The 26,263-nt window shown below is 61.2% G+C and carries 16 protein-coding genes and 1 tRNA gene; 1 reads left to right on the top strand and 16 read right to left on the bottom strand.

The features are described from left to right. Window positions 1-144: 144 nt before the first annotated feature. The 14 genes from IGS61_RS14495 to IGS61_RS14430 all read right to left on the bottom strand — a co-directional run bounded on the left by IGS61_RS14495 (window position 145) and on the right by IGS61_RS14430 (window position 20,869). Window positions 145-2,511 carry a glycoside hydrolase family 127 protein gene (locus tag IGS61_RS14495; RefSeq protein ID WP_230540206.1) on the bottom strand — a complete coding sequence of 789 codons (2,367 nt, stop codon included), beginning with the start codon at window positions 2,509-2,511 and terminating at the stop codon, window positions 145-147. 9 nt (window positions 2,512-2,520) lie between these two features. Beyond that, window positions 2,521-3,555 carry an arabinan endo-1,5-alpha-L-arabinosidase gene (locus IGS61_RS14490; RefSeq protein ID WP_230540205.1) on the bottom strand — a complete coding sequence of 345 codons (1,035 nt, stop codon included), beginning with the start codon at window positions 3,553-3,555 and terminating at the stop codon, window positions 2,521-2,523. A 16-nt stretch (window positions 3,556-3,571) separates the two neighbouring features. Then, the gene (locus IGS61_RS14485) at window positions 3,572-5,107 is read right to left on the bottom strand and encodes a glycoside hydrolase family 43 protein (protein ID WP_230540204.1); all 1,536 of its coding nucleotides are present in this window, start codon (window positions 5,105-5,107) and stop codon (window positions 3,572-3,574) included. 191 nt (window positions 5,108-5,298) lie between these two features. Then, window positions 5,299-6,849, bottom strand: a complete 1,551-nt coding sequence (locus tag IGS61_RS14480; RefSeq protein WP_329958058.1) for an alpha-N-arabinofuranosidase — start codon at window positions 6,847-6,849, stop codon at window positions 5,299-5,301. Between the two features lie 162 nt (window positions 6,850-7,011). Continuing rightward, a complete protein-coding gene (locus tag IGS61_RS14475; RefSeq protein WP_230540203.1) occupies window positions 7,012-7,779 on the bottom strand; it encodes an SDR family NAD(P)-dependent oxidoreductase in 768 nt (255 codons plus the stop codon). A 34-nt stretch (window positions 7,780-7,813) separates the two neighbouring features. Further along, a complete protein-coding gene (locus tag IGS61_RS14470) occupies window positions 7,814-9,391 on the bottom strand; it encodes an aldehyde dehydrogenase (NADP(+)) (protein ID WP_230540202.1) in 1,578 nt (525 codons plus the stop codon). Then, window positions 9,388-10,380: an AraD1 family protein gene (gene araD1 / locus IGS61_RS14465; RefSeq protein WP_230540201.1), complete on the bottom strand. Its 993-nt coding sequence runs from the start codon at window positions 10,378-10,380 to the stop codon at window positions 9,388-9,390. Before araD1 ends, IGS61_RS14470 begins: the two co-directional genes overlap by 4 nt. Window positions 10,381-10,392: 12 nt before the next feature. Then, the gene (locus tag IGS61_RS14460; protein WP_230540200.1) at window positions 10,393-12,135 is read right to left on the bottom strand and encodes an IlvD/Edd family dehydratase; all 1,743 of its coding nucleotides are present in this window, start codon (window positions 12,133-12,135) and stop codon (window positions 10,393-10,395) included. Window positions 12,136-12,331: 196 nt separating this feature from the next. Further along, window positions 12,332-13,402: an aldose epimerase family protein gene (locus IGS61_RS14455; RefSeq protein ID WP_230540199.1), complete on the bottom strand. Its 1,071-nt coding sequence runs from the start codon at window positions 13,400-13,402 to the stop codon at window positions 12,332-12,334. A gap of 17 nt (window positions 13,403-13,419) precedes the next feature. Further along, window positions 13,420-14,367, bottom strand: a complete 948-nt coding sequence (locus IGS61_RS14450) for a glycoside hydrolase family 43 protein (RefSeq protein ID WP_230540198.1) — start codon at window positions 14,365-14,367, stop codon at window positions 13,420-13,422. 24 nt (window positions 14,368-14,391) lie between these two features. Next, window positions 14,392-15,744 (bottom strand): MFS transporter, encoded by a 1,353-nt coding sequence (locus IGS61_RS14445; RefSeq protein WP_230540197.1) that lies wholly within the window; start codon window positions 15,742-15,744, stop codon window positions 14,392-14,394. Between the two features lie 109 nt (window positions 15,745-15,853). Beyond that, entirely contained in the window at window positions 15,854-18,511 is a 2,658-nt protein-coding gene (locus IGS61_RS14440) for a TonB-dependent receptor (RefSeq protein ID WP_230540196.1), read from the bottom strand. 450 nt (window positions 18,512-18,961) lie between these two features. Further along, window positions 18,962-20,632: a DNA glycosylase AlkZ-like family protein gene (locus IGS61_RS14435; protein WP_230540195.1), complete on the bottom strand. Its 1,671-nt coding sequence runs from the start codon at window positions 20,630-20,632 to the stop codon at window positions 18,962-18,964. 161 nt (window positions 20,633-20,793) lie between these two features. Then, window positions 20,794-20,869 (bottom strand) — tRNA-Arg (locus tag IGS61_RS14430). A gap of 199 nt (window positions 20,870-21,068) precedes the next feature. On the opposite strand from IGS61_RS14430, the gene IGS61_RS14425 reads away from it, so the two are divergent. Then, window positions 21,069-21,632, top strand: a complete 564-nt coding sequence (locus IGS61_RS14425; protein WP_152251614.1) for a c-type cytochrome — start codon at window positions 21,069-21,071, stop codon at window positions 21,630-21,632. 137 nt (window positions 21,633-21,769) lie between these two features. On the opposite strand, the gene IGS61_RS14420 is transcribed toward IGS61_RS14425, so the two are convergent. Both IGS61_RS14420 and IGS61_RS14415 read right to left on the bottom strand, forming a co-directional pair. Next, window positions 21,770-23,839: a M13 family metallopeptidase gene (locus IGS61_RS14420; protein ID WP_329958057.1), complete on the bottom strand. Its 2,070-nt coding sequence runs from the start codon at window positions 23,837-23,839 to the stop codon at window positions 21,770-21,772. A gap of 188 nt (window positions 23,840-24,027) precedes the next feature. Then, entirely contained in the window at window positions 24,028-26,112 is a 2,085-nt protein-coding gene (locus IGS61_RS14415) for a M13 family metallopeptidase (protein WP_230540194.1), read from the bottom strand. Window positions 26,113-26,263: the final 151 nt, after the last annotated feature.

Raw genomic sequence — 26,263 nt, 5'->3', positions numbered from 1 at the left:
TTATTGGAATACCATCACAGCCGGATGCCGGATGGGCGGTTTTTTATGAACCCATGGTAGGAGAAAGCCACATAGCCATCCAATCAATTCTTTTTCGCTTGCGATACCGATTTGCGTATCGGTAGAGCGAGGCCATCCTCCCCCTCAGCGCAGCAGGCGCAGCCCGTACAGGCCACCGGCCACGGAGTCCTTGCCGGCAACAAATTTCACGACCAGCTTGCCCTTGGCGGCCGCCACCAACGCTTTCGGCACGGCGATATCGACCGTATGCAGCTCCTGCGGCGCATCGGCCGGCACGGCCACCGTCTGCAGCTTGATGCCATTGAGCAGCACGTCGAAGGTCCTGCCCGCATCCAGCGTGGACAGGGTCAGCTGCAAAGTCCTCGCTTCGCTCTTCGGGTCGCTGAGGTCATAGCTGAACCAGCCCGTCGCATGGCGCCAGTGCCGGCCCTTGTTGACGCCGTTTTCTCCCCCTTCGGCCTGGAAGCTGTGGTCGGATTCGGGCTGCTGCTGCCCCGGCGCCACCTGGTCGATGGTCTGCGCATCGAGCGCCAGGCGCTCGGCTTCCGCCTGGCGTGTGGCATTCTGCAGCTGCGCCAGCTTCGCGGGCGTGGACACGGGCCAGTACAGCATGTAGCGAGAATCATGCAGGCGGAAGAACGGGATCAGTTTTAGCGTCGCCGCATCCTTGCCCTGGATCAAACCGGGCGCCGTGAACGTCAGCGGCTGGCCCTTCACGGGGCGGATTCTCCGCATGAAATCCTGCTCGTCGCTGACGAACAGCGGTGACGATTCCAGCGGGCACACTTGCCCCTGGGCGATATGGCCCATGCGCGTATCGTCGGCAAAATAGTTCAGTTGTTCATACACAAACGGCTGCGTCCTGGCGGCCAGCACGATGGGGCCGTGCAGCACGGCATAGTAGTTCGACTGGTCCGGCATCTGTTCCAGGCGCGTGCTCATCGGCAGCACCACGTCGACCTTGTCGCCGCTCTTCCAGGCGCGCGTGATGCTCACGTACTCGCCCGGCGCGCCGGCCACACGCAGGGCCTTGCCGTTGAGCTTGAGGCGCAGCTTGCCCTTGGCTACCCACTGCGGGTAGCGGATTTTGAGGCTGAAGGTTTTATTGCCCGTGAATTGTTCAAGCGTGATGCGCGTCGTGTCCCGGTCGGGGAACTGCGTGCTCTGGGTAATCTTGACGCCCTGCGCCTGCCAGTCCAGGGTGGAGGCCATGAACAGGTTTACGTACAGCGTGTCGCCGTCGTGCGCGTAGATGAATTCGCCATACTTGGCCTGGCTTTCGATACCGGAACCCACGCAGCACCACATGCCCTTGTCCACTTGCGAATACACGCGGTAGTGGTTCGGGCGCATGGGCGTAAAGTAGACAAAGCCGCCCGTGCCGGGGCGCTGCGACGACAAAATATGGTTGTACAGGGCGCGCTCGTAGTAATCCGCATACTTCACCTGCTCGTCGCGGCGGAACAGCTGCTGCGTGAGCTTGAGCATATTGTAGGTATTGCAGGTTTCCGGCCCCTCGACTTCCTCCACCATCGAGGAAAAATCGTGTTCGTCGTGGAAATGTTCCTTGACGCTGTTGCCGCCGATGGCCACCGTGCGCTTGTCGTGCACGGTTTGCCAAAAGAATTGCGCCGCCTGCTGCCAGTCGCGCCGGCCCGTCAAGGCGCCGATGCGCTCGAAACCGATGACTTTCGGGATTTGCGTATTCGCATGCAGGCCCGTCAGCTTGTCTTGCCGGGCCGCCAAAGGCTGCAAGACCGCCTGGTGCGAAAAGCGCACGGCCAGGTCCAGATACTTTTGCCCGCCCGTCATCGCGTAAACGTCGGCCAGCACCTCGTTCATGCCGCCGTGTTCGGCGCGCAGCATCGCCTGCATCTGCGCATCGGACAAGGAGGCCGAGAGTTTCACGGCCCAGTCCGACATCCCGATCAGCATGGCCTTCGCCTCGGCATTGCCGGTGTACTGGTAGGCGTCGCGCAAGCCGGCGAATACCTTGTGCAGGTTGTACCACGGCACCCATTTACCATTGACGGAGAAGGTGTCGGCCTGCAGTTCGCCCCGGGCGATAGCTTGCCAGGCGGCATTGCCGTCCGGGATGCCGCCCAGGTAGCCATTGCCATTCGCATCCTGGCATTGCTTCAGCTGCGCCAGCATGTAGTCGAGGCGTTCGCGCGCCTGCGCGTCGCCCGTGGACGCCACCATCAGGGCCAGCGCGGACAGATAATGGCCGCCCATGTGACCGTCGAGGCCCGTCGCTTCCCAGTTGCCATAGCTGGGCTGGATCTGCGGCAAGCCCGCCTCGCGGCGGAACGGCGCCAGCAGCTTATCCGGGTCGAAGGCCAGCAGATACTGCAAGTCCGTCGTCTGCGCATCGAGAAACGGCCCCGCACCGAGGCGCACGGACGCGAGGGGAAACAGCTCCGCCGCCTGGAGTAGCGGCGTGGCAAGGCCGCCGGCGGCCAGCGCCAGCGTCAGCAAGGTTGTTTTCATGGCAGACCCTTACGGTTTGGCAGCGGGCAACTGCTTGCTCTGGTAGCGATTCAAGTCGCGCGGATCCACCTGCGGCCAGCCATCCTTGTCCCACGTCATGGGCAGGATCTTGAGCTTCTGCAAATAATTGTCCGCCGTCTCGTAGGCGTGCAGCACCAGGTAATCCTTGCCGTCAAAGGTGTAGGCGCTGTTGTGGCCCAAACCCTTCCAATCCTTGTCGCCTTTTAATAGCACCGTGCCGCCGCCCTGCGCCATGTCGCGGCCATCCTTGTCCAGATACGGCCCCGTCACGCTCTTCGCACGGCCCACGGCCAGGTGATACGTGCTTTTTTCCTTCTGGCAGCACAGTCCCCAGGAGACGAAGAGGAAATAATCGTTGCCGCGCTGGAAGATGAACGGCGCTTCGATTTCCTCGGGCGCGGGCTTGAATTCTCCCGCGCGCGGTGGCAGCGGCGCCCGGCGCGCCAGCGAATGCCACTCTTGCGGTTCCGCAATGGTTTTCCAGTCGGCATTGAGTTTCACCAGTTTGATGCCGTTCCAGAACGAGCCGAAGGCCATCCACGGCGTGCCCTTGGCATCGGTGACAATGTTCGAGTCGATGGCATTCCACTCGTCGCGCTCGGGCACCGATTGCAGCAGCATGCCCTGGTCGACCCAGCGGTAATCGGGCGAGCGGGGGTTCAGGGTGGTGTTGACGGTCACGCCGATGCCGGAGGTGTTCTTGCCGAAGCCGGACACCGAGTAGTACAGGTAATATTTGCCGTCATGGAATTGCACATCGGGCGCCCAGATATGGTCGTCAAACGACGGCGCGGCCGTCTTGGCCCAGACAGGCTGGCCCGCGAAGACGCGCCCTTCCGGTTGCCAGTCGACCATATTCTTCGAGCTGTAGAAGGTGATGCCGGGCCCCGTGCTGTACAGGTAATACGTGTCGCCATCCCTGGCCATCACGGGGTCGTGCACGCTCACTTGCGCGGCGTGGCAGGACAGCGCCAGCAGGGTGGCGGTAACGGCGGCCAGGCCGCGCTTGAGCGTTTGCATCATGGTTTTCCTTTAACTTTTAATTGCCCGTGCGGGCGCCCCACAGCGACACGCCATCGATGGACTGCGCCGTGAACGTGACGACGAAGGCTTGCGCATTCGCATGCCACTGGCGCGACAGCACGCCGTTGAACAGGCCGCCCGACGCCAGGGTGACGGTGAGCAGGTTGTTGCCCTGGTGCTGCCACGTGCCCGTTTGCGCCCCCGCAATTGTGCCGTCGGCCAGCAATGTGACGCTTTGCGACAGCTTGAGCGCCGTGGAAATATCCTTGCCGTGGTTGATCAATTGATAGCTGCCCGCCACCTCCGCTACCGCCACCTGCGCCGCCAGCGGCGTGACGCTCTTGCTTAACGGCACGTAACGGAACGGCGCCGCCACCAGCCAGCCATCGGCGTTGAGGAAGAGCTCGTGCACACGGAGCTCGTGCAATTCTCCCGTGTTGGGGAAGCGCGTGTGGAAGATGAGGAAATACTGCTGCGTGGCAGCATCGTACACCGCTGAATTGTGTCCTGGCGACACATATCCCGGCGGCGTGCCCGTCTCGCCAGCCGCCAGCGCGAATTGATGGTTGCCCATCAGCTTCTGGCCGAACGGTGCGATGGAGGCATCGTCAAACAGGGGCAAGGCGGGGTTGGACTTGACCTGGCGCATATCGTTGCCCCGGGCATCCACGTAGGGGCCGTCCGGCGCGCGCGAACGGGCCACGCGCATATTGTAGGCGCCGTTCGCGTCCAGGCCGCCAAACGAGGTGAACAGATAGTAATACTGCGATTGCGGGCTGTACAGCACATAGGCGCCCTCGATGCGGCTATGGTTGCCGCCGATCACGTGCTTGCCATAGCCCTGCCCTGCGACGGGCAAGCCCGTGGCCGGGTCCATGGCCAGGATGAAGATGCCGCCCGAATACGAGCCGTATATCATCCACAGCTTGCCCGTGGCGTCGCGGAAAGTGTTCGGATCGACCACGTTCGGTTGCGTCAACGCATCGTAGATCGTCACGCCATCCTCGCTGAGCTGGCCCCACATGCCGGACTTGAGGAAAATCTGCTGGTTCACATAGGGGCCGTCCACCTTGTCGGCCAGGGCCAGGCCCATGGCGGAACGGGGTGAATCGCCCTTGCAACTGTTGTAATACATGGCGAACTTGCCATTATCGAGCTGGATGACATCGGGCGCCCACAGGCCCGTCACTTGCGACCAGGCAAAGGTGTCGGCTAAGGCACTGACGACATTGCTGAACAGGGGATTGCCGGCGTTGACGCCGTCGGCAATCTTCGTCCAGTTCATCAGGTCGGTGGACCTGGCGGCCGCCAGGTGCGAACCGAACACATAATAGGTGCCGGCCACCTTGATGACGGACGGGTCATGCACGGAGGCATTCATAAAGGTGATGGCGCCCTGTACGGGCAGCACGACGACAGGAGGCACCACCACGGGAGGCACGACGGGCGGCGTGACGGATACGACAGGCGCGCTCCCGGACGAACCACCGCCGCCACAGGCGGCCAGGGCCATGGCGCTACCGAGCGCCAGTACAGCTTCTCTTCTGTTCATATTATCTCGCCAAGAATAGCTATCGCCATACACACTGCCGGTGATAGCCGGGTCAGAAAGCTGGAACGTAAAACGCCAGACAAAACCGTAGCGAGCGGAAGGAAGTTGTGGCCGAGAAGCGCAACTGTACGAAGGTACAGTGAGCATCGCAGGCCGCAAATTCCGACGCGCAGTAGGTTTTGTAGGCGTTTTTATTCGACGGCGACGACCACCACCGCCTTGGCGGGGAGTGACACGGTCAGCTTGCCGCCTTGCGCCTTGGCATTAAATGCCAACGGCTGCACGGCTTGCGGCTGCGCAAAGCTGTTGACGGCATCCATCTTGCCTGCGGTCAGCACGCGGCCGTTCACGCTGGCCACTTGCTTGCCGGCCAGCGCCACGTTGACGTCGACGGCCTTGTGCGGGTTCGTGTTGACCAGGGACAAGTACACCTTGCCATCCCTGGCGCGCGCGGCCGAGGCGCTCACTTCGGGAATGCTGACCTTGCCCAGGCTGTACTTGCCATTGCCGCTAATGGCAACCGGCAAGGACGTGGCATCCTGAAACGGCACGTACATTTCAAATGCGTGATACGTCGGCGTGAGGAAATATTTGTCCTTGTCCGTGATGATCATGGCCTGCAGCACGTTGACCATTTGCGCGATATTCGTCATGCGCACGCGGTCCGCGTGGGCGTGGAAGATATTGAAGTTCAGTGCCGCCACCAGCGCGTCGCGCAAGCTGTTTTGCTGGAACAGGAAACCCGTGTTGGTGCCCGGCTCGACGTCGTACCAGGTGCCCCATTCATCGACGTACAAGCCCGTCTTTTTCGACGGGTCGTTCTTGTCGATGGCGGCGAGATTGTTCTTGATCAAGCTATCGATGCGCAGGGTGCGGCTCAGGGTGGAAATCCACTCGTTTTCGCCAAAACCCGTGGCTGCGCCCTTCTTTTCCCACACGCCGGTCGGCACCGTGTAGTAGTGGAAACTGATGGCGTCCATCATGTTCGGCTTGATTTCGCGGCTCAGGGTGCCGGACCAGCTGATGTCGTCGTCATTGCCGCCGCTGGCGATGAATTTCGGGCGCGCGCTTTCCGGCGTCTTCATGAAGGTGTGATAGTGCTTGTACAGGTCGGCGTAGTATTGCGGGCGCATATTGCCGCCGCAGCCCCAGGCTTCATTGCCGATGCCGAAATAATCAACCTTGTATGGCTGGGCGCGGCCATTCTTGCGGCGTAGCTCGGCCAGGGTGGACTTGCTGTCCGACGTCATGTATTCGAGCCATTCGGACATTTCCTGCGGCGTGCCGGAGCCGAGATTGCCGTTGATGTAGGTCTGCGCGCCCAGCAGCTCGGCCAGGTCGAAGAATTCATGCGTGCCGACGGCATTCGACTCTTCCACGCCGCCCCAGTTGGTGTTGACCTTGGTCGGACGCTTGTCGCGCGCGCCAATGCCATCCTTCCAGTGATACTCATCGGCAAAACAGCCGCCCGGCCAGCGCACCAACGGCACGTGCAGCTGTTTCAGCGCGCCCAGCACGTCATTGCGCCAGCCCTTGGTGTTCGGGATGGCAGAGTCCGGCCCCACCCACATGCCCTCGTAGATACCGGTCCCCAGGTGTTCGGCGAACTGGCCGTACACGTTCTTGTTGATCACGGGACCGGGCTTGGCCACGTCGATGGTGACGTTGACGGGCGCGGCAAAGGCGCTGCCGACGGCCATGGCCAGGCTGAGGGCCACGATGCTGGTATGGATGAATTTCATGCTGTCTCCTGTTTTTTAGTGAAAAGCAAGGACCGGGATCAACCCCGGCAAAATCTGGATGTGGCGATGCCTCTCCTGCCGCGGGGTTGGGGCGGCAAGAGGGGAGTTTCAAGATCGGAGTTGCCGGTCAGTGCCGGCGCGAATTAAACGATGCGCTAAGGCTTATACCCAGCCAGCATCCACAATGAATTCCTGACTGGAACACATCGCGCCATCGTCCGATGCAAGGAACAGCACCATGGCGGCGATGTCCTGCGGCATCAGTTTATTGGGCAGACACTGGCTCTTCTTGATTTCCGCTTCCGCCGCCTCATCGACCCACAGGTCGATCTGGCGCTGCGTCATGACCCAGCCGGGCGTGACGGTATTGACGCGGATGTTATGGGCGCCATAATCGCGCGCCAGGCCCCGCGTGAGGCCGACGACGGCCGCCTTGGTGGTGGCGTAGACGGGATAGCCGCCCGACTTCATGTGCCAGGAAATCGAGCTGACATTGATGATGGAACCGCCGCCCCTGCGCTTCATGCCTTCGAACACAGCCTGGCAGGTGAAGAACATCGGACGTTGATTAATCGCAATACGCTCGTTCCAGTATTCCAGGGTGACGTCCTGCGCCTGGTGGCGCTGGTCGTTGGCCGCGTTGTTGACGAGGATATCGAAGTCGCCCAGCTTCTCGGCCAGTTCCGCCATGACGGCTTGCAGGGAGGCAATATCCGTGATGTCGCAATAGCGGAACAGGGGCGCCGTCATGCCCGCTTCGGCCAGGCGGCGGCACAGGGCCTCGCTCGCTTCCACGGCGATGTCGACAAACGCCACCAGCGCGCCCTGGGCGGCAAACTCCGCCACCAAAGATTCGCCGATGCCGCTGCCGCCGCCCGTGATGAACACGCGCTTGCCCTGCAAGCTGCCATATTTCGCCAATTGCTTCATCTTGTCTCCACCTGTTTATTTTTATTTTTTATGATTAAAGTTTACCCAGCACGCCATCGTGACGGCGCCAGATACTGAGCGGATTATCATCGCGCAGCGACTCCGGCAGCAAGTCCTGCGGCAGGTTCTGGTACGACACGGGGCGCAGGAAGCGGTTGATGGCCGCCGTGCCTACCGAGGTGCTGCGGCCGTCCGACGTGGCCGGGAACGGGCCGCCGTGCACCATCGCCGTCGACACTTCCACGCCGGTCGGGAAACCGTTGGCCAGGATGCGGCCCACGCGGCGCTCCAGCACGGGCAGCAAACGGCGCGCGTCTTCCAGGTCGCCCGCATCCATCTGCAGGGTGGCCGTCAGCTGGCCTTCCAGGCTTTCCGTGATCGCCAGCATTTGCTCCATGTCGCGGCACGCCACCAGCAGGGAAGCGGGGCCGAAGACTTCATCGCGCAAGTCGTGCCTGGCCAGGAAGGCCTCGCCCGAGGTGACGAACAGGGCGGCGGCGCCCTTGCCTTCCTCGCCCGTGTTTTGCACCAGCGGCGTCACATCGGCGTGCTGCGCCAGCGCGGCGACGCCCTTGGCATAGCTGCTGGCGATACCAGCCGTCAACATGGTGGCGGCCGGTGCCGGCGCCAGCGCTTCGGCGGCGGCGGCGGCAAAGGCCGTGAAGTCGGCACCTTCCAGGCCCAGCACGAGGCCGGGATTGGTGCAGAACTGGCCCACGCCCATCGTCAGCGACGCGGCAAAACCGCTGGCGATGGCCGCGCCACGGGCAGCCAGGGCTTGCGGCAGCGCAAACACGGGGTTGATGCTGCTCATTTCCGCATACACGGGGATCGGCTGCGGGCGTTCCGCCGCCACCTTCATCAGGGCGATGCCGCCCGAACGCGAACCCGTAAAGCCCACGGCCTGGATGGCCGGATGGGCGACCAGCGCCTGGCCGATGCCATTGCCCGTGCCCGTCAGCAAGGCGAACACGCCGGCCGGCAGCTTGCAGATGGCAATCGCCTTGACGATGGCGCGCGCCACCAGCTCGGACGTGCCCGGATGGGCCGAATGGGCTTTCAGCACGACGGGGCAACCGGCCGCCAGCGCCGAGGCCGTATCGCCGCCGGCCACGGAGAAGGCCAGCGGGAAGTTACTGGCGGCAAACACGGCGACGGGGCCCAGGCCGATCATGCGCAAGCGCAAGTCAGGACGGGGCGGCACGCGCTCGGGCAGCGCCGAATCGATGCGCGCATCGGTCCAGGAACCCTCGCGCAGCAAGCCGGCGAACAGTTTTAATTGACCGACAGTGCGGCCGCGTTCGCCTTCCAGGCGCGCGCGCGGCAAGCCGCTTTCCGTCATGGCGCGCACGATCAAGTCGTCGCCCAGTTCGCCGATTTGCGCGGCGATGGTGTCGAGGAAGTCGGCGCGCTCGGCATCGCTGGTGGCGCGGAACGGGTCGAACGCGGCTTGCGCCAGACGGCAGGCTTCGTCAATTTGCGCCACGTCAACCATGTGGAAGGCGGGCCCGATGTGCGCGCGCGCGGCCGGGTCCCACGCTTCGAAGGAGCCGCCATTGCCCTTGACGGCGACGCCGCCGATCAATGCATCACCGGTGATATTGAAACTCATAATGTGCTCACTTTCGCAAATTCGGTTGGGAAGACGTCGAGGCGGTTACGCAGGGCGGGGCCAAAGGCCGGCGCTTCGATTTCAAAGGTTTCGCCCGGCGCCACGCTTACGCCATCGGCAAAGCTCAGGGTGGCCGTGCCGAAGAAATGCACGTGCACGTCGCCAGGGCGCTTGAACAGCGGATACTTGAAGTGATGGTGTTCCAGGTTGGCAATCGTGTGCGACATATTGTCTTCGCCGCTGACAAACGCCTTTTCCCAGCGCACATTACCGGCCGCATCAAGCACACGCGAGCTGCCGGCGATGTGCGCGGGCAATTCGCCTACCAGCAGGGCCGGACCCACGCTGCACATGCGCAGCTTCGAGTGGGCCAGGTACAGATAGTTCTGGCGTTCCGTCACGTGGTCCGAGAACTCATTGCCGATGGCGTAGCCGACTCTATACGGCTGGCCGTCGTCGCCGATCACGTACAGGCCGGCGATTTCCGGCTCTTCGCCGCCGTCCAGGGCAAAGTCCGGCATGCGCAGCGGCTGGCCGCCAGCGCGCACGATGGAGCCGTCGCCCTTGTAGAACCACTCGGGCTGGGCGCCCGCCGTATCTGCTTCAGGCTTGCCGCCTTCCACGCCCAGGCGGAACATTTTCATGGAGTCGCTCAGGGACTCGGCGTCGCCGCCGATCTTCTTGTGCATGGCGTCGCGCGCGCCGGCGCTGCCCAGGTGGGTCAGGCCCGTGCCCGTCACGTAGCAGTGCGCCTCGTCCGCATGGTCGAGCGGCGCCAGCAAACGGCCGCTGGCGGCCACATCCGCATACGCATGCGTGGCGTTGCCGACGCTGGCATTCACCAGGTCCGCCAGGCTCACCTTCTTGCGGATGGCGTCTTGCGCCAGCGCATACGTCGTGTTGTAGCCTTCGATGACGCGGATGACGTCGTCTTGCAGCAGGCCGACGAGGCGCCCGCCATGTTCATTCGTAAATTGCAGCAACAGCATAATGGTCTCCGCTTAATGTGAGTGGCGCGGCACGGCGGAACCGCGATTGCCGACCAGGAAGTCGAAATCGCAGCCTTCGTCGGCCTGCAACACGTGTTCGATGTACAGCTGCTGGTAGCCGCTCTTCGGTCCGGGCGCGCTGCCCAGTTCGCGGGCCGCCAGGCGCTCGGCGATTTCCGCGTCGCTGATGTCGATGTTCAGGCTGCCGGCGTGGCAATCGAGGGCGATCATGTCGCCATCGCGCACAATACCCAGCGGGCCGCCCGCCATGGCTTCCGGCGCCACGTGCAGGACGACGGTGCCGTAGGCGGTGCCGCTCATGCGCGCGTCCGAGATGCGCACCATGTCGGTGATGCCTTGCGCCAGCAATTTCGGCGGCAAGCCCATGTTGCCCACTTCCGCCATGCCCGGATAGCCTTTCGGGCCGCAATTTTTCATCACCAGCACGGAATTGGCATCGACGTCGAGATCCGGATCAACGATGCGCGCCTTGTAATGTTCAAAGTCTTCGAACACGACGGCCTTGCCCCGGTGCTGCATCAAATGCGGCGAGGCGGCCGACGGTTTCAGCACGGCGCCGCGCGGCGCCAGGTTGCCGCGCAGCACGCAAATGCCGCCATCGGCCAGCAGCGGGTTGTCCAGGGTGCGCACCACTTCATCGTTGTAGATCGGCGCTTCGACGCAGTTGTCCCAGAGCGACTTGCCGTTGACGGTCAGTGCATTCTTGTGCGGCAGCAAGTCACCCTCGCCCAGGCGGCGTATCACGGCCGGCAAGCCGCCCGCGTAGTAAAACTCTTCCATCAGGAAACGGCCCGACGGCAGCAGGTCGACGATGGTCGGCGTGCCGCGGCCCGTCTTGGTCCAGTCTTCCAGTTCCAGCGGCACGCCGATGCGCCCGGCAATCGCTTTCAGGTGGATCACGGCATTGGTCGAGCCGCCGATGGCCGCGTTGACCTTGATGGCGTTCTGGAACGCTTCGCGCGTCAGCACTTTCGACAGGCGCAGGTCTTCATGCACCATTTCGACGATGCGGATGCCCGACATGTGCGCCAGCACGTAGCGGCGCGAGTCGACGGCGGGGATGGCCGCGTTGTGCGGCAAGGACGTGCCCAGCGCTTCGGCCATGCTGGCCATGGTCGAGGCCGTGCCCATGGTGTTGCAGGTGCCTGCCGAGCGCGACATGCCCGATTCGGCCGACATGAACTGGTGCAAGGTGATCGATCCGGCCTTCATCTGCTCGTGCAGCTGCCACACGGCCGTGCCGGAACCGATGTCCTTGCCGTTCAGCTTGCCGTTCAGCATGGGGCCGCCGCTGACGACGATGGTGGGAATGTCGACGCTGGCCGCGCCCATCAGCAGCGCCGGCGTGGTCTTGTCGCAGCCGACCAGCAGCACGACGGCGTCCATCGGGTTGCCGCGGATCGATTCTTCCACGTCCATCGAGGCCAGGTTGCGCGTCAGCATGGCGGTCGGACGCAGATTCGATTCGCCGTTCGAGAAGACGGGGAATTCCACGGGGAAACCGCCCGCTTCCAGGATGCCGCGCTTGACGTGTTCTGCCAGCTGGCGGAAATGCGCGTTGCAGGGCGTCAGTTCGGACCAGGTATTGCAGATGCCGATGATGGGCTTGCCGTGAAATTCGTGGTCAGGTATGCCCTGGTTTTTCATCCAGCTGCGGTACATGAAGCCGTTCTTGTCCTGCGAGCCGAACCACTCGGCCGAGCGCAGGGCTACCTTCTTTTTTGTCTCAGACATGCCATTCTCCTGGTTGTGCCATGCCGGATCTAAGGTCGTCGGCCCGGGCAGCGATGTTGGAATACTAAAGAATCCTGCCATGCCTTTCCAATCAATTTTTAATGCGTTCCGATATCGAAAACGATATCGGCATGCGCCAATGAAAACGCCCTGCGGGCGCATGGCGGCAGGGCGTGGGCGATTTTGGCTGGGGCGCTTACTCTACGGAAAACCGGTAGACGGTTTCCGTCCGGTATTCCTCGCCCGGGCGCAAGATGGTGTTCGGGAAATGCGCCTGGTTCGGCGCATCGGGGAAATGCTGGGTTTCCAGGCACAGCGCGCTGCGGTAGCTGATGGCGCGCAGCTTGCCGTACTGGCTGCTGTCGAGGAAATTGCCGGAATAAAACTGGATGCCCGGTTCCTGCGTGTACACCTGCATCACCCGGCCCGATTGCGGATCGCGCACGCTGGCGGCCAGGTTCAGCAGCTGACCGGGTTGTTGATTCAGCACAAAGTTATGGTCATAGCCGCGCCCGATGCGGATCTGCTCGTGCGGCAAGTCAATGCTGCTGCCGATGACGGTGCTCTGGCGCAAGTCGAATGGCGTGCCGGTGACGTCCGCCAGCTCGCCCGTGGGAATCGAACCGGCATCGACGGGCAGGTAGCGGTCCGCATTGATGGACACTTCGTGGCCGAGGATATGGCCCTGCCCTGCCAGGTTGAAATAGCTGTGGTTGGTCAGGTTGACGGGCGTGGCCTGGTCCGTGACGGCATGGTAGCGCAGGCTCAGGGCATTGTCGTCGTCCAGTTCGTAGGTCAGCGTGACGTCGAGCTTGCCCGGATAGCCGTCTTCGCCGTCCGGGCTGCTGCGCGTGAACGTGACGCCCACGGCGTCTTCCTTCGTGAACGGTTCGGCCTGCCACATGACCTGGTGGTAGCCTTGGTTTCCGCCATGCAAGTGATTCGGTGCGTTGTTGACGGCCAGCTGGTAATCCTTGCCGTCGAGGCTGAAACGTCCCCCGGCAATGCGGTTGCCGTAGCGCCCGATGACGGCGCCCAGGAAAGCGCCGTTGTGCAGATACGGTTCTATGCGCTCGAATCCGAGCACCACGTCGGCAAAAGCACCTGTGCGGTCCGGCACGTGGATTTCGCTGATGATGGCGCCAAAGTCGAGCACTTTCACTTGCATGCCCTGGCGGTTCGTCAGGGTAAACACGGTGACGTGGTCGCCGCCGGGCAGGACGCCGAACGGCGCTTGCGTCACTGAAACAGAATCAACTGGGGTCATGGCGTCGGATCCAGGTTTTACAGGGTCGATGAACGGCCAAACACGGGCATGCCTTGCGCATCCCAGCGCAGCGGCTTCACAAAGGTATGGCGGTCCGGGTTCCACAGCGGGTCGCCGACGATTTCCGTGTAGGTGCGGGCATGGTACACCAGCAATACGCCGTCGCCGTCCTCGGCCGTGGTAAAGCTGTTGTGGCCAGGGCCGTAGATGCCGTGCTCGTAGCAGGTGGCAAACACGGGAGCGGACGACTTCGTCCACGCCGCCGGATCGAGCAAGTCGGCGGACTCGTCAGCCCACAGCAGCCCCATCGCGTAGTTTTCATCCGTGGCGCTGGCCGAATAGCTGATGAATATCTTGCCATTGCGTTTCAGCACGGACGGTCCCTCGTTGACCCAGAAGCCGCGGATTTCCCAGTCGAATTCCGGCTTGCTCAGCATCACGGGCGGGCCGGCCAGCTGCCACGGCGTGGCCATCGGTGCGATGTACAGGTTCGAATTGCCTTCGATGGCGACATCTTTCTGCGCCCACAGGTAGTACAGCACGCCGTCGTGCGTAAAAGTGGTGGCATCCAGGCAGAAGGTGTCGATGCCCGTGTCGATCTGGCCCATGAATTCCCACTCGCCTTCCAGCGGGTTGGCGTTGGTGTTGCGGATCGCATACATGCGGTGCTGGAACAGCTTATGCTTGATTTCGCGGCTCGGCGCGGCGGCGAAATACACATACCAGGCGCCCTGGTTGAAGTGCAGCTCGGGCGCCCACACCAGTTCGCTGTACGGACCCGTGTCCGGCTTGTGCCAGACGGCGACTTGCTCCGCGTCGGCCAGGCCGGCGATGCTGTCGGCGCGGCGCAGTTCGATGCGGTCATACTGGGGCACGGAGGCCGTAAAGTAATAATAGCCGTCGCTGTGGCGGGTGATATGCGGGTCGGCGCGCTGTTCGATCAGCGGTTTCAAGACGTCTGCCATGTTGCTTACTCCATTCAATTATTCTTACGCAGCCACGTAGCCGCGCTTGTGCATTTCGGTTTTCACTCCCGTGTAATAGCTGTCGCTGATGCGGTACTTGAACATCAACAAGCCCATCAACAGGTGGAAGAAACCGGGGATGACCGACAGCATCAGGGCGATGCCGTTCAGGGCGAATTGCGTTTGCTCATGGTTGGGCTGGTAGTCGAAATACGCGAGCAGCACGCCCACCAGGCCGCCTGCCACCGCCATGCCCGCCTTCTGGCACACGGAAATGCCGCCAAAGGCGAAGCCTGAGACGCGCTTGCCCGTCTTGACTTGACCATAATCAATGGTTTCGGCGATGGCCGACCAGAACACGGGCGCGTGCAAGTCCACCACGAAGGACAGCAGGAAATACAGGGCAAAGGCCAGCACGGTGTCGCTCGGCTTCACGAAGAAATAGATGGCCAGGCTGATCAGCGCGACGCCGATCTGCGTGTAGCGGAACAGTTTGACCTTGCAATAAAACTTGGTGATCCAGGTCGAGGCGATCATGGCCAGGATGGCGGCCACCACGCCCGTGGTCAAAAAGGCGGCCACGGTTTCCGTGCTGCCGCCCAGATAGTATTTCGCGTAATAAATGGCAACGGAGCCGCGCACCACGTAGCCGATGGTGCCCGTGACGCACACGCCGCACAGCACCAGCCACTGGTCGTTCCGCAGCAGCACTTTCAACTGCGCCAGCAACGATTGCTTTTCCACCACGTGCACGACGCGCTCGGTGGTGGAGAAATAGCAGAACAGGAACAGGGCCACGCCCATGACGGCCATCACGGCCATGGCTGCCTGGTAGCCGACGGCCGGGTTGCCGCCGCCCCAGCGCTGCGACAGCACCGGCACGACGATGGTCACCATGAAGGCGCCGATCTTGGCGAAGAACAGGCGGTAGCCGTTGGCCGACAGGCGATCCTGCGGGTCGCTGGTGAGGCCGCTGATCAGAGAAATATACGGGATGCCGACACCCGCCGTCATGATGGTCATCAAGATATACGTCGAATATGCCCAGATCAGCTTGGCGTCATACTGCCACTCTGGCGTGCTGAAGACGAAGAAGACGCTGACGCCATACGGCACGGCCAGCCACAGCAGATACGGGCGGTAGCGGCCCGAGGCAAAGCTGTAGCGGTCGGTGATCTGGCCCATGACCAGGTCGGCGATGGCGCCGATGACTTTCACGGCCACGAACAGCAGGGCAAGATCCGTGGTTTTCAAGCCATAGATATCGGTATAGAAAAAGGTGATGATCAGCATCATCGACGAAATGACGACATTCAGCGCCATGTCGCCGGCGCCGAAGCCGACCTTTTCAACGGTAGATAATTTTTGCGTCTCCATGCTCTCCGTCCATTCTTTTGATGATGAATCGTGCGTGACTGCCCAACTGACACGGGCGCTGCCGGCCGAAACCATGGCAACGCCCTTGATTTTTTACTGTGTGGCCAACTTACATTTTCCAGCGTAAAGACAGGCCGACCGTGCGGTCATAGCGCCGCGTATCGCGCGCATACACGCCCGGCTCGTTCCAGTAATCCTTGAACTTGGTGTCGAGCAAGTTATTCCCATCGAGGGTCACGGTGAACTGCTCGTTGATCTTGTACGACAGCGAACCGTCGAGCTGGGCCGTCGGCGCCACTTTCAAGTCCAGGCCGGGGCCGCCCTGGTTGTAGCTGTCGATGAATTTCGAGCGCCAGTTGTAGGCCAGGCGGCCCGACCAAGCATCTTTTTCATACAGCAGCACCAGGTTGTAGGCATAGCGCGACACGCCCGTGATGGCATGGCTGCCCGTCTCGTCGTCGGTGGTGCCGCTCATGTAGGTGCCGTTCGCTTGCAAGCCCAGGCCGCTCAGGATGCCGGGCAAGCCGTCATAAAACTGCTGGTAGCCGATTTCCAGGCCTTGCAGCTTGCCGGCAGCCGTGTTGTAGGGGCGATCCACATCGTAGGTCTTGCCGCCGATGGTTTCGCTGGCAATGCGCTGCTGGATATAACCGTCGAACTTGTGGTGGAACACGGTGGCCGTCACGGAACCGGCCGGCGCGAAATACCATTCCAGGGCCGCATCGACATTGTCGCCCGTCACCGGTTTCAAATTCGGATTACCGCCCGCGCCCGTCGCCTTCACCGTTTCCGTCGAGTTGACCAGGGCCACGCCCGGGTTCAGCTGGGAAAAACCGGGGCGGCTGATGGTGCGGCCCGCGGCGAAGCGGCCGACCAGGTCCGAGCGCAGCTTGATTTTCAGGGCCACGCTCGGCAGCACGTCGGTGCTGGCCGTGTCGCTGACGACGGAGGTGTACACGCCATCCTCGGAGGTATTGCCTTGCAGGCTTTGCTCCGTGCGCACCACGCGCACGCCCACGGTGCCATCGACGGGGTAGGCGCCCAGCTTGAAGGCGATCTTCGCCTTGGTATAGATCGAATACGTCTTTTCCGTATCCTTGAAGAACGAGCCCGGATCCATGGCGCGCGCCGCGCTGCTGCCCGTGACGGCCTGGCGGATCGTGCCCGTGTTATTGAGCAGGAAGCTGGCGCACGGCGTGTACCATTGCTTCAAGCCATAATCGGGGCCGCCGCCGGACATCGGTTCCGACAGGCAATTGAGGCCCGGAATCGACGTCACGCCCTGGCGGCTGAACGGAAATGCGGCGCCGGACACGTCCGGTGCTTCCGCATTGCCTTCATAGCTCTTGATCGATTCCGCTTCGCGCTTGACGCCGCGCAAGCCGACGCTGATTTCCTTGAAGAAGCCACCGGCGCTCGGCGTGTACGCCAGGTCGGCGCGCAGGTCGTTCGAGCTGCCCTTGTCTTCGCCGTAGCGGTCGAAAAAGCCCTTCAGATAGTAGTTCGACGGGTCCTTCAGATCGATGCCCGTGTAATCGACGTGCAGAGTGCCGTTCTGGTTGGTATTGATGGTGGCGTTCGGCACGACGGTGATGGCGTCGAGAATCGGATTGCGCCACGCATAAGTGCTTTTGGTGCTGGCCACTTCCGACGTGAAACGCCATTCCGGGTTGATATCCCACAAGCCGCCAACGGCAAACTGGTGCGTCTTCGTCTGGTTCTTGTTCGCCTGCGTCGACATGATGGTGTTGACGTTGGTCGAGGTCAGGGTTTGCAGCTGGTTGCTGCCGGGAATCTTGGTTGCCGACACGGGCGTGCCCCACCATGGCAAGCCGACGAAGTAATCGGACTCGGCATCGAGCAGGAAGCGCGTGGCCATGCCTTCCGCGTACAGTTCGACGTCGGCGTTCGGACGCCATTGCAGCACGGCATTGGCGGTGGTGCGGCGGCGGTCGCCCTTGATCGGCAGCAAGCCCACCTGGTCCGGCCCCGTCAAGCCGGGCGACAGGAAACTTTTATCTACAGGCGCGGTACTGAACGCGCGTTCTTCGTGGTAGCGGTGTTGCTGCTGCGACAAGCCCAGCAGCGCGCCCACCTCGCCGATGCCCGTCTTCCAGCGGTTCGCCACCATGCCGCTGACGTTCGGGTCCGTGGCTTTCGATTTGTCGCTGTAGACGGCGCGCGTGTTGACGCTGGCCGTGAACTCCTTGAAGTCGAACGGACGGTTCGTGCGCACGTCGATGATGCCGGCCACGCCGCCTTCGACCTGGTCCGCGCCCTGCGATTTATAGACGTCGACACGCTGCAGCATGGTGGCGGGAATGTCGGCCAGGTTGACGTAGCGGCCCGTCGTCGTGAACAGTTCACGGCCGTTGAGCAGGGTCGTGACATCGCGCAAGCCGCGGATCATGACGGCGCTGGCCTCGCCTGAATCGCGGCGGATCTGGATGCCGGAAATGCGCGCCAGGGTCTCGGCCACGTTGTTGTCGGGGAATTTGCCGATGTCGTCGGCGACGATGGAATCGATGACCTGGTCCGAGCGCATCTTGATCTGCTGCGAGTTCTGCGCCGAACGGCGCACGCCGCTGACGGTCACGACCGACACTTCCGCGGCAGGCTCGGCACTGGCATCGGCCGCCACCGCCTCCTGCGCCCACACCGAAGCCGAGCTCAGCAAGCCGATACCGGCCAATGCCGCAACGGCGGCCTTCAAAATGAATGGACGAGGGAAAGTGGCCGCGAGCGGGCCGGTGGCGTTGCGCATCATGAATCTCCAGATATTGTATTGATATTTTTTATGTCGCTTGCATGTCGTGCGCATGCTCGGCGTTTATCTTAGGGGCTGGACGATAATCTCTCCAATCAATTTTTCCGCAGTTTCGATATCAATTTCGATATCGGCGATGGAGGGACTTTGGAGGGTGTGAAGCGACAACGGCAGGGGCGTCCTGGAAAACGACAGTCATTGCTGGATGGGCGCCGAATGGGCCTGGTATCTGACGGATGGGTACTGACGGATGGTGCCTTGTCACAGGCCAGAATCGGGCCTCGTCGGAGGCGGCGGTGCAGACATTATTGACATGGGCGCAGTACTCATCAACCCAAAACGGCCTGGGTAGTCGTTTGGGTTACTGTGCAGGTCAATCAGCTGAAATCACACACTGATATCCAAAGATGTCCAAAGATGTCCAAAAATATCCAAAAAAACCCAAAACCATCAAAGCGATGTCGCTCCATCATTTGGCACATAATATGCGGTACGGCGTTCCCCCCGCTGCAGGAGCTGCCCAGACTCCCGCAAGCGCTTCAGCAAATTTTTCGCCTGCAGCGAAGTCAAGCGGCATAGCTCAGCCACCTCGGCACGCCGCACCGAACCATGTTGCTGTACATAGCTCAAAACCATTTGCTCCTGCTGAAGGCCGCTGAATCCCATTTGCCGTGTATAAGCGGCTTTATCACCTTCAGCACGGTACAAGCCAGCGGCCAAAGTGTACGTCCGACCACGGGCCGTACCATGTGCCTGTGCCAATCCGGCCTCAACAAGTGCCTCGAGTGTGCGTTTGGCTTGAGCAGCTTCCCGCTGAATATGCAACGCCAGTTCCTCCGTTGTCATGCGCTTCATACCACGCAATGCGGCCAAGGCGATAAGGCTATCTATCGGTAACTCACCACCGCGACGCCCTTCTTCTTCAATCACACGCTTCAGGAATGCTTCATCCCCATCCCTCGTATCCAAACGCAAAACAACGTTGGTGCTATCAGTGCGGCGATAATCTGGCTCGGATCGTCCAAAGCGTAGCAGTCCCCGATAAATTTTATCTACGCCACGACCAGAACGCTCAACCAAGCCTATGCGTTTCATGGCATCGGCCAAGGCTCGATTGCGCGGTCGCGGCTCGGTCGTTAATAGATTTGCCAAGGTGACGCCATCCACCAGACCGCCTGGATTACTGATCGTCAATCCATCATCATCCATACGAACATGCACTGCGCCCAAGCGATGATAATCACGATGCACCAAGGCATTTGCAACAGCCTCTCGAAAGGCACCAAAATCTACTTTGGGTACCGGGACACGAAAGAGATCAACTTGAATCTCCCGTTCGGGGTTATAAGGACGGAAATTCGTTTCCAGCCAATCTAACGCTTTTAGCAAAGGGAAGCGGCGGAATTCATTAAACGTCACGGCTTCGCGCGCCAACACCTGAAAAGCAAATTCATGTGTGGGAACCAACTCGTTCAATGCCGTATCCCGGCCAATGAGCAGGAGGCCAGCCAAAGTCGGTGCCCGGCTGCCATCACTCAAGCGCGAAGTGAGCCCCAAGGCGCCATCAAGCGCTTCATCATCAAGTTCCAGCAACACACGGTCACCACCATATTGCTGCACGCTCTGACGCAAGCGCTCGCGTTCCAATGGATCGAGATCGCTCAAGGATGCCCCTGCGACTATTCGTGCTGAAGCATCCATCAAACCAAAGCTGCTGATCCGGCTGGCACGATCATGCGGCAACATGGCCACACATTCAGGCTGTCCATCAGCCTTGATCCGGCGCCGGAGATAAGTACCAGAAGTAGTTGCTACCTCACCATGGGCCTTGGGAACAAAGATACACGCGACACGAACCTCACCCACGATGACAGCCTTGAAATTGACCGCCAAGGAAGGTGATGTACGGGCCGCGATAAGCCCCGCTAGCCCCGTCAGTTCCAAACGTTCTACGTGTAATCCAGTCGGGGTGCCATCATCCTCTACTCCTAGCCATAACTGTCCACCCTCGGCATTCGCAAGGCAAATGACCGCTTCAACAAGCTCACGATCAGGTAAGCGCTTACGGTCACTCTTGAATTCAACCGTCAGTGATTCGACCAGCGGTAGCTCGAGGATCATTTGCAGTGGCTCTTTGCTTGAATATAGAAGAATAAGGTATCACTACATGAAAGATACATCATGGCGCAGGTCGCGTACATCCACGAATATGGCTAACCATGTAAAGTATTAATCAATGAACAGCAAGAACTCGGAAGGAAAACACAAGGTCTTGGTTTGTCTGGTGCGGCTGGCGGGGATCGAACCCACGACCCTTGGCTTCGGAGGCCAATACTCTATCCACTGAGCTACAGCCGCGTAGGGGGAATTTCTGAAGTGATGCGAAGGATACCGTTTTTCTTTACCTACGTCTACGGAAACTGTCGTATCGTCGGCAATTGCATGTCACTGCTCAATTTTTGTGCCTATAATTGTGGGTTTCATAAAGGTTTACATACAAGCATGTAAAAATGCTACCTTACACGGCCATCAGTTTCAAATCTGGACTAAGGACATCATGAGCGACGCACATAACGAACAACAATCAGCGATCAAAACGCCTAAACAATTGCTTGCCGCCGTAGCAGGCTTCTTCCTCGTCACCGTCATCGGCATCATCCTGCTGGTGCAGTTCGTCACGGCACAAAAACTGACGGGCGCCGGGACGGACAGCCAGTCGCCGGAAGCCATTGCCGAGCGCCTGAGCCCCGTGGCCAATGCCGGCTTTACCTTCAAGGATGCCAGCGGTCCGAAAGTGCTGCAAAGCGGCGAAGCCGTGTACACGGCGACCTGCGTGGCGTGCCATGGCGCCGGCGTGGCCGGTGCACCGAAATTTGGCGATGCGGGCAGCTGGTCGGCCCGCCTGGCCCAGGGCTACGATACGGTTCTGAAACACGCCATCGAAGGCTTGCGCGCGATGCCGGCCAAGGGCGGCAATCCCGACCTCGACGATGTGGAAGTGGCGCGCGCCGTCGTCTATATCGCCAACGCGTCGGGCGGCAAGTTCAAGGAACCGGAAGTGCCGGCACCGGCCGCAGCCGCTGACGGCGCCGCCGCACCAGCAGCCGAGCCTGCCAAGTAAGCCGCGCAGCACCAGTATCGAGGAACCGCCCGTTGGGGCGGTTTTTTTTCGCCCGCAGTTTGCGCCAGATCACACGACGTAAAAAAACCGCACTGCTTGCGCGGTGCGGCTGGCAACTGATGCCTGGAACAGCCGTCTTACCACATGATGACGCGGTCTTTCGGTGGCAGATACATCTTGTCGCCCGGCTTCACGTCGAAGGCTTGATAGAAGCCTGGCTGGTTGCGCATGGTGCCGTTGGCGCGGAACTGGCCTGGCGAGTGCGGGTCCGTTTTCAGCAAGACCAGTTGCTGGGCTTCGCGCATCTTCATGCGCCATACCTGGGCAAAGCCCGCATAGAAACGCTGTTCGCCCGTGAAACCGTCGATGACGGGCGCTTTCTTGCCATTGAGCGACAACTTGTACGCTTTGTACGCGATCGCCACACCGGAATTGTCGGCGATGTTTTCGCCCAGGGTCAGTTCGCCGTTGACGAAGTGGCCCTTGACGGGGCTGAAGCTGTTGTACTGCGCCACCAGTTGCTTGGTTTTCTTGGCGAAGTTTTTATGGTCGGCCTTGGTCCACCAGTCGCGCAGGTTGCCGTCGCCGTCGTACTGGGCGCCCTGGTCGTCGAAGCCGTGGCTGATTTCATGGCCGATCACGCCGCCGATGGCGCCGTAGTTGACGGCGTCGTCCGCATTGGCGTCGAAGAACGGTGCCTGCAAAATGGCGGCCGGGAAGACGATTTCGTTCAGTTCCGGATTGTAATAGGCGTTCACGGTCTGTGGCGTCATGCCCCACTCGTCGCGGTCGATGGGCTGGCCCAGCTTGTTCAATTCACGGTTGTAGTTGAGCAAGTGCGAACGCTGGATGTTGCCGATCAAATCGTCGGGCGCCACCGTCAGACCCGAGTAATCGCGCCATTTGTTCGGATAGCCGATCTTGGTGGTGAACTTGGCCAGCTTGATTTGCGCCTGTTTCTTGGTGACAGGGCTCATCCAGTCGAGCTTGTCGATGCTTTGCTTGTAGGCCGTCATCAGGTTTTTCACCAGCGCTTCCATGCGCACCTTGCGCTCGGCCGGGAAGTATTGCTCGACGTACAATTGGCCCACGGCTTCGCCCAGCGCGCCTTCGACGGCACCCACGCCACGCTTCCAGCGCGGACGCATTTCCGTCACGCCCGTCAGGGTGGTGCCATAGAACGCAAAGTTTTCATCGACATACGCTTTCGGCAGGTAGCCGGCGTTGGCGTGCAGCAAGTGCCACTGGAAGTACGCTTTCCACGTTTCCAGCGGCGTCTTGTTGGCGATCTCGGCAAAGCCTTTCAGGTAGCTGGGCTGGCTGACAATCACATAATTGACCTTGCCGGCGATGCCCGTGTCCTTCAGATAGCGGGCCCAGTCGTAGCCTGGCGCCACTTCCGCCAGTTTCGCCAGTTCCACTTTGTTGTAGGTTTTGACGGGATCGCGGTTCTGCACATTGCTCCATTGCGCCTTGGCCAGTTCCGTTTCCAGGGCCACGATGGCTTTCGCATTCGCGGCTGCGTTCGCGTCGCCGGCCAGGCTGAGCATTTTTTCCACGTGGGCCAGGTATTTGGCGCGCGTGTCGGCCTTGCCTGCTTCCAGGTAATAGTCGCGGTCAGGCAGGCCCAGGCCGCTTTGCACGATGTCGGCCACGTATTTGGTGGAATCCTTGGCGTCCTGGTGGATGCCGAAGTCGTACGGCGAGGTCACGCCCAGCTTGCTGAAGTGGGCGATCACGGCAGGCAACTCCGCCTTGTCCTGCAGCGCGGCGATCTTCGCCAGCTCCGCGTTCAAGGGCGTCAGGCCCAGGCTTTCCAGCTTGGCTTCATCCATGAAGCTGTTATAAAAATCACCGATTTTCTGGGCATTCGAACCGGCCGCGCGGGCCTTGTCGGCGGCAGCGCCTTCGACGATGCCGCGCAGCTGCGTTTGTGTATCGTCGGCCAGCTTGGCAAAGCTGCCCCAGCTCGACTTGTCGGCAGGAATGACGGTTTCCGCCAGCCATTTGCCATTCAGGTGCTGGAACAGGTCGTCCTGCGCGCGCACGGCAGGGTCGACGTATTCGACGGCGATGCCGGAGGTCAGTGCGGCGGCCGCGACGGCGGTGGCGGGAGCGGCCTTCTTGGCGCTATCAGCGGCGCCAGCCATGCCGGACACGCCGGCCAGCAAACTCAGGGTCAATGCACTTAACAAATAACGATTCACGGTTGTCCTCTATATTGTATTGTGTGAAATATAAGGGTCAGAAGGCCCAAGGCTTCTGGCCCGGTTTTTGACTGTAGCATACCGGCCGAAACGACAGAAAGAACTTTGGCCAGAATGCAAAAAAGACCACGCGAGGTGGTCCTTTCTGTTGTTACAGTAGTACGTTTTCTACGACGACGTGCACGTGATTACCAGATGATCACGCGGTTTTCCGGGGCAACATACATCTTGTCGCCCGGTTTCACGCCAAACGCTTCATAGAAGCCAGGCTGGTTGACCATGGTGCCGTTGGCGCGGTACTGGCCCGGCGAATGGGGGTCGGTCTTGATCTGCACGATCTGCTGCGCTTCGCGCATCTTGCTGCGCCACACCTGGCCAAAGCCCATGTAGAAGCGCTGGTCGCCCGTGAGGCCGTCCAGCACGGGCGCCGGCTTGCCGCCCAGCGAGATTTTATAGGCTTTATAAGCGATCGCCACGCCCGAGTTGTCGGCGATGTTCTCGCCCAGGGTCAGCGCGCCGTTGACATTGTAGCCAGGCAATGGGCTGTAGCCGTCGTATTGCTTGGTCAGCGCGTCGGCCTTGGCCGCGAAGTTCTTGCGGTCGGCCGGGGTCCACCAGTCGCGCAGGTTGCCATCGCCATCGGACTGGCTGCCCTTGTCGTCGAAGCCGTGGCTGATTTCATGGCCGATGACGGCGCCGATGGCGCCATAATTGACGGCGTCGTCCGCGTTGGCGTCAAAAAACGGCGGCTGCAGGATGGAGGCAGGGAAGACGATTTCATTCATCGTCGAGCTGTAATAGGCGTTCACCGTTTGCGGCGTCATACCCCACTCTTCGCGGTCGATCGGTTTACCGAGCTTGGCCACCTGGCGCGCGGAAGCGAAATTGGCCGCGCGCATTATGTTGCCCACCAGGTCGCCCTGCACGATTTGCAGCTTCGTGTAATCGCGCCATTTGTTCGGATACGCGATCTTCGGCGTGAACTTGGCCAGCTTGGCTTGCGCTTCCTTCTTGGTTTCCGGGCTCATCCAGTCCAGCGTGTCGATGCTGTCCTTGTAGGCGGCCAGCACGTTTTTCACCAGTTCCTGCATGTGCGCCTTGCGCTCAGCCGGGAAATATTGCGCCACGTACAGTTTGCCGACGGCTTCGCCCAGCACGAGTTCGACGGCGCCTACGCCACGCTTCCAGCGCGGCTGGTTTTCCGTCACGCCGCTGAGTACCGTGCCATAGAAGGCAAAGCTCTCGTCGACGAAGTTTTTCGACAGGTAGCTGGCATAGCTGTTCAGCAACTGCCATTCGAAGTAGGCTTTCAGGGTGTCCAGGTCGGTCGCGGCCAGCACCTTGTTGTAGCCGGCCAGGTAACTGGGCTGGTTGACGATGACGTAATCGACCTTGTTGGCAATGCCCAGGGCGGCCAGGCCCGACTTCAGGTCGTAACCGGGGGTCAGGTCGTTCAGCTTGGTGATGTCGGTCTTGTTGTAGCGTTTCACGGGGTCGCGGTTCTCGACCTTGGTCCATTGCACTTCGGCCAGCGATGTTTCCAGGGCGACAACGGCCTTGGCGCGGGCGGCGGCGTTCTTGTCGCCGGCCATGGCCAGCATCTTTTCCACGTGCGCCTGGTATTTTTCCTTGACGCCAGCCTGCTTGGCTTCCAGGTAGTAGTCGCGGTCGGGCATGCCCAGGCCGCTTTGGCTCACGTAAGCCGCATATTTCGTCGAGGCGCGCGCATCCTGGCCCACGTAGACGGCGTACGGGGTCGACACGCGCGCCTGGCTCAGGTGGGCGATCAGGGCGGGCACGCCCTTCTTGTCGCGCAGCGAGCGGATGCGGTTCAGTTCGCCGGCCAGCGGCTTCGTGCCCAGCGCGTCGAGCTTGGCTTCATCCATGTAGCTGGCGTACAGGTCGGCAATCTTTTGCGCTTCGGAACCGGCCTTCTTGGTCTTGTCCTGTTGCGTGGCTTCGATGATGCCGCGCAATTGCGGCGTCGTGTCATCGCGCAGCTTGGCGAACGAGCCCCAGCTCGACTTGTCGGCGGGAATTTCGGCCGTGGCCAGCCACTTGCCATTCAAATGGGTAAAGAAATCGTCCTGCACGCGCACGGCAGGGTCGATGTACTGCACGTCGATGCCGGAAACGATGCCGGCGGCGGCAGGCGCGGAAGGTGCGACACTGGGCGCCACGGTCGGGGCGGCCACGGCGGATGCGGGTTCGGCGGCATCGGCAAACGCAGCCAACAGGGTCAGGGTCAGACTGCTCAAGAGATAGCGATTCACGGATTGTCCTTATGGGGCATGTCAAAGAGACCGGGCGGATAGCTGCGGGCGGATAGCCTGCCGCGCCAGGCACTGCAGGAATGTAGCACGCGACCATGCCCTTTGGCCAATATTGCCCCCGGACTGCCCCGGGAGTCGCCGCTCAGTTCGG

This window comes from Janthinobacterium sp. FW305-129 (assembly GCF_020858115.1).
Classification (GTDB): domain Bacteria; phylum Pseudomonadota; class Gammaproteobacteria; order Burkholderiales; family Burkholderiaceae_D; genus Janthinobacterium.
The sequence above is the reverse complement of the archived record's forward strand: the minus strand, read 5'-3'. Positions and strand labels throughout refer to the sequence as shown.

Bases quoted from the DNA above. Each gene is read 5' to 3' on its own strand.
- IGS61_RS14495 (WP_230540206.1), bottom strand. From the start codon at position 2,511: ATGAAAACAACCTTGCTGACGCTGGCGCTGGCCGCCGGCGGCCTTGCC.
- IGS61_RS14490 (WP_230540205.1), bottom strand. From the start codon at position 3,555: ATGATGCAAACGCTCAAGCGCGGCCTGGCCGCCGTTACCGCCACCCTG.
- IGS61_RS14485 (WP_230540204.1), bottom strand. From the start codon at position 5,107: ATGAACAGAAGAGAAGCTGTACTGGCGCTCGGTAGCGCCATGGCCCTG.
- IGS61_RS14480 (WP_329958058.1), bottom strand. From the start codon at position 6,849: ATGAAATTCATCCATACCAGCATCGTGGCCCTCAGCCTGGCCATGGCC.
- IGS61_RS14475 (WP_230540203.1), bottom strand. From the start codon at position 7,779: ATGAAGCAATTGGCGAAATATGGCAGCTTGCAGGGCAAGCGCGTGTTC.
- IGS61_RS14470 (WP_230540202.1), bottom strand. From the start codon at position 9,391: ATGAGTTTCAATATCACCGGTGATGCATTGATCGGCGGCGTCGCCGTC.
- araD1 (WP_230540201.1), bottom strand. From the start codon at position 10,380: ATGCTGTTGCTGCAATTTACGAATGAACATGGCGGGCGCCTCGTCGGC.
- IGS61_RS14460 (WP_230540200.1), bottom strand. From the start codon at position 12,135: ATGTCTGAGACAAAAAAGAAGGTAGCCCTGCGCTCGGCCGAGTGGTTC.
- IGS61_RS14455 (WP_230540199.1), bottom strand. From the start codon at position 13,402: ATGACCCCAGTTGATTCTGTTTCAGTGACGCAAGCGCCGTTCGGCGTC.
- IGS61_RS14450 (WP_230540198.1), bottom strand. From the start codon at position 14,367: ATGGCAGACGTCTTGAAACCGCTGATCGAACAGCGCGCCGACCCGCAT.
- IGS61_RS14445 (WP_230540197.1), bottom strand. From the start codon at position 15,744: ATGGAGACGCAAAAATTATCTACCGTTGAAAAGGTCGGCTTCGGCGCC.
- IGS61_RS14440 (WP_230540196.1), bottom strand. From the start codon at position 18,511: ATGATGCGCAACGCCACCGGCCCGCTCGCGGCCACTTTCCCTCGTCCA.
- IGS61_RS14435 (WP_230540195.1), bottom strand. From the start codon at position 20,632: ATGATCCTCGAGCTACCGCTGGTCGAATCACTGACGGTTGAATTCAAG.
- IGS61_RS14425 (WP_152251614.1), top strand. From the start codon at position 21,069: ATGAGCGACGCACATAACGAACAACAATCAGCGATCAAAACGCCTAAA.